The sequence below is a fragment of the endosymbiont of Lamellibrachia barhami genome (assembly GCF_011947365.2).
Classification (GTDB): domain Bacteria; phylum Pseudomonadota; class Gammaproteobacteria; order Chromatiales; family Chromatiaceae; genus QGON01.
In genome coordinates, this window is the sequence record NZ_JAAVSH020000001.1 from 315,728 (window position 1) to 320,483 (window position 4,756).

Here is a 4,756-nt window from a genome sequence, read left to right on the forward strand (position 1 = left end):
ATACCGGCAGAGATGGCGGCCCTGCGTCTCGACTACGATTTTCTCTCCGACGAACCTCGTCCCAGCTTCGCCAACGACCTGTTCACCGTCAAACTGATATTGGTGAGCAGCGGCGGCGAAGAGACGCTGCTCACGGTCGATACCTTTATCCCATCCTATGCGGCACCCTGGACAGGTTATACCCGCCAGACAGGCCTGCGCACTCTGGTGGCGGATGTTTCCGCCCATGCTGGCAGCACTGATCTGTTCACCCTGGAACTGCGCATCAGCGATACCGGTGATGGCCGGGGCAACTCGGCGATCTTGCTCGACAACCTGCAGTTCACGACTGTCGCTGAACCTGTCGCCTCGTCCAATGTGGAATATATCGAGGTCGCTGCGGGAGATGTTATCCACTTTGACGGCGCTGGTTCCAGCGACGCAGACGATGCCATCGTCAACTACAGTTGGGATTTCGGCAACGGGATTTTCGGCGTCGGGCTGACAGTCGCTTACGCCTACCCGGACGACGGTATCTACCAGGCCACACTCACCACTACCGATGAGGCAGGCAATAGCAGCACCGACAGCTTTACCGTGGTGGTTGGTGCGCTGAATCACGCACCGAGCATCATCTCACCGCCCAATGTCGTTGCGGCGGAGAATGTCGAATACCGTTATCAGATCGTGGTGGACGACTCGGAGTTGGCATTCGGCGATGTCATGAGCTATTCGCTCACTGCCGGACCGGCAGGGATGACCATCGATGCGGCGTCGGGTCTGGTGATCTGGACACCGACTGCGGGTGATCCGCGCAAGTCAGCGGTCACGGTGGGGGTCGAGGACAGCCAGGGGCTGAGTGACGCTCAGTCGTTCGATATCGTCATAGGTCCCGAGGTCTACATCGTTACGGCCCGCGACGACAGCATACTTCACTACGCCCGCAGCAATGGCGACGGCACATTCTCTCCGCTGCAGTTCCTGTCGGATATCAGCCACTACACACGCGGTGGTTCGGCCATTGCCGACTTCGACCATGATGGTGATTTCGACCTCATCTCCGGTCACGGCAACGACGGTCACAGACTCCATCTCTACTACTATGAAAAGGATGGCGCCACCTTCAAAGCGCCGGTCTATCTGGGACATGTGGGAGACAGTGCCCATACTGTCAATACGTGGCTCATGGACATGGCGGCGGAAGATTTCAACAACGACGGCGAGATGGACTTCGTGGTCACCGGCAACAGTGGTGACAGCTGGCTCTTTACCAACCAGGGCAGTCTGCAGTTCGATGAGGAGACCCATTTCTTTAGCGGATTTGAGGTCGGTAATGAAGGGTGGGTAAGTGGTCATGGCACTGCACTGATGCGTGACGACTCCACGGCCAATAGCGGTAACTGGTCCATGCGGGTTTTTGCCACTGGAGATGGCTCCGGCCTCTTTGGGCTTATCAATCCGGCAAGCTGGTATCTGCACAACGGGCCGATCGTGAGCTTCGCCTACCGGATTCCGCCTGGTGTTCCGGTGGGCCTCTTCTTCTACATCGATGATAAGGGTTGGATTCAGATTGGCGGCACGGCAACGGCCGATCCGGATGGTTATCCATCGAACCCGGTGGTCAGCCTGATCGATGATGACAGTTGGCACACGATCTCCATTGACCTGCCGGAAGCCATTCGTGGGAACTGGCCTGATGCCAAAGGACGGATCACGACTTTTGAGTGGTGGACCAACAACAACGGCACCAGCGGCCAGCAGTTCTGGTTCGATGACTTCAAGATCAGCCGTCGCAGTTATATTTCAGGGTTTGATATCAGCCTGTTGCCGAATACCGGCGGTTCCGGCCGCGGTATGGATGCAGGGGATGTAAACAACGACGGGAATATGGATTTTGCCCGTGCGCGCTATGGCGATGGCTATGTCTACCTCTACCTGGGTGACGGCAGTGGTAACTTCGTCACCAGCCAGATCGCTGATCCCGGCACTGACCCCTACGGTGTGGTGCTGGGCGATTTTGACAATGATGGTTTCGATGACCTGATTGCCGTAGAGGGCGGCAGCGGCAACCCCTACTTCTTCAAGAGCAATGGAGACGCCACCTTCCAGCCGGGTGTCTATGTAGCTTCGCTGGATACCAACAACCACTCCGCCTACGCCGATAACGACTTCAACAACGACGGCAATCTGGACATCGTGGCCGTGGACTACACCGGGTATACCGCTTGGTACTACCCCGGCAACGGCGACGGCACCTTCGGCACCCGGCTCAGCATTGGCAATACCGGCGGCACTACGCTGGGTGTAGCCGCCCCCGCCGGTCGCGTGAGCGGTCAGCCGTTTGCCTTGGCGACACAGAGTACTGATTCAATCAACGCGGGCGAGTCGGTCGACTTTGACGCCGCCGGTTCCTATGATGAGGGTTCCATTGTCAGTTACGATTGGGACTTCGGTGACGGAACAACCGACAGTGGCGCCGGGGTTACTCATACCTTCGCTGACGAAGGTGTCTATTCCGTCGTACTGACGGTGACAGATGATAGCGGTGATATCGACCGGATCAGCCGGCAGGTGACGGTGACCGGTGATCCGCCGCTGGCGGATACCGGTGGTCCTTATCTCTTCGGTGAGGAGATGGCCTCCAACGAACGCTGGATCGGACATTTTGACGGCAGCGCCTCCTCCGATCCCGACAGTTCAGTGGTTCGCTATGAATGGGATTTCGGTGACGGCTTCACCGATGACTTCGGTGACGGCAATGCCGACGGTTGGAGTGAGCTGAGCGGAACCTGGCAAGTGGATGCCGGTGCCTACCATCAGACCGACACCTCGCTGGATCGCACCTTCACTCTGGGCGGACATCTCATCTCGGATGATCTGCGGTTCGAGGCGGATATCGTTATCGAGGGTGGTACCGGCGAAGAGGCCATCATGATACTCATGGCCGACCAGGATGCCGCCAACCACTATGAGGTCATCCTGCGTGGTCGCGGACTCAATGATGTGTTGTTTTATCGCACGGTCAATGGTGCCAATGCCTCGCTGGTCGATCACAATCTACCGTTCACGGTCGGGTCGGGTGTCACTTACAATCTGGCAGTGGAGCGGCGCGGTGACACTTATAGCGTCTACCTGGATGAAAGCTTCCTGTTCGAGTACACGGATGCCACACACCAGCAGGGGCGTGTCGGTCTCGCCACCTACCGGACCCATGCCAGCTTCGATAATGTCCGGCTGACCACCCTGGGTGAGGGTGTCAACCCGACCCATGTCTACAATCAGGCTGGCACTTACGCAGTTTCGCTGACGGTCTATGACGAAGTGGGTCAGTCCCATACGGCAACAACGACAGCCACCGTGGCGGCAGGCGATCCACCGGTGGCGGCTATCACCGGGCTTGCAGCGGTGGATGAAGCCGCCGCCTCTCTCGGCGAGTGGTTGGTGGGTGTGGATCTCAGCGCTTCCAGCGACGATCACGGCATCTCCGGTTACGAGGTGAACTGGGGTGATGGCAGCGCGCTCAGTCGTATCGGCAGTATTAAGGATGATTTCGAGGACGGTGACTACAACGCCAATCCAGTCTGGACCGTCAACGCCGGCAACTGGAGTGTAGCGGACGGACAGTTGCGCCAGACTGATACATCCACCGGTTGGAAGTGGTTCCAGGATCTCGCTACCAGTTACGCCGATTTTGAACTTGAGGTGGACTTCAAGGGTGATAGCGGTACTGACGGTTACATGGGAATAGTCTTCCGTCAGGCCAACAGCAACGGCAGCACCGACAGCTACCTGATGTACTCTCTCAACAGTTGGGATCACTGGCGCTTCTATGATTGGAAGACCGCGAAGATCCTGGTCGACGGCGGCATCGGCTGGGATGCGGACACTTGGTATCATCTGCGGCTACGGGTGGAGAACGGCACCATGCAGTTCTTCGTGACCCCGGAAGGGGGCGTGGAGAGCCTGCAGATCGAGACACCGGTGGCACGTCATCCCTCCGGCGGCATTGGCCTGCTGGCCAATACCCAGAGCCTGATCTACGACAACGTCAGGGTCACGCCGCTTGGCGATACCCTGCGGCCGGTGCATGGCTATGGTACGGCAGGCAGCTACGACATCGGCCTGACCGTGACCGACCATGCAGGCCAGACAGATACTGCAACGCACAGTGTCATTATCGCGGCCAACGATCCTCCGGTAGCCCACGCGGGCGGCCCCTACATCCTGACCGAGCAGGATGCCTGGGACGGCAAGTGGGATCTCGTCCTGGATGCTACTGCCTCCACTGACGATCACAATGTCCAACATTACACTATCGACTTTGGTGACGGGACCAGCTACACAACGGGTTTCAATAACGGAAGCCGTGGAAGCTACTTTGCCACGGGTACCGATCTTTACGGCTACGACATTCCCAGTGCCCGTCTGGGCCGTATAGTTGCCACCCACGATGGCACCGAGGTCGATATCATCAATCTCGAAGACAACTCCGTCATCGCCAGCAATACGCTGAATCGGTACGGTTTCTGGGATGTATCCCCTGGGGACGGCATCACCTTCAAGGTCAAAGCGAACAAGCCGGTCACAGCTTACCTGACCGAATTCAGTCAGCACTCCGCCTTCATGCCCGCAATGGGCGGTGACCCGGTGGGTCGCCACTTCATCTTCCATCGTGACGCCAACAACGGCTTCTATGTCTTCGCCTACGAGGATGCCGTTGTCAGCTTCTCTACGACTCTGGTGATGTCCTGCGAGCCACCCAACGGCTGCGCGCCGG

Annotated in this window: 1 protein-coding gene; it reads left to right on the forward strand. The window is 58.2% G+C overall.

Annotated features, from left to right (window positions below; translation table 11 throughout):
• A partial coding sequence (locus G9Q73_RS01315) for a PKD domain-containing protein (protein WP_177418143.1) occupies nt 1–4,756 on the forward strand: 4,756 nt, incomplete at both ends.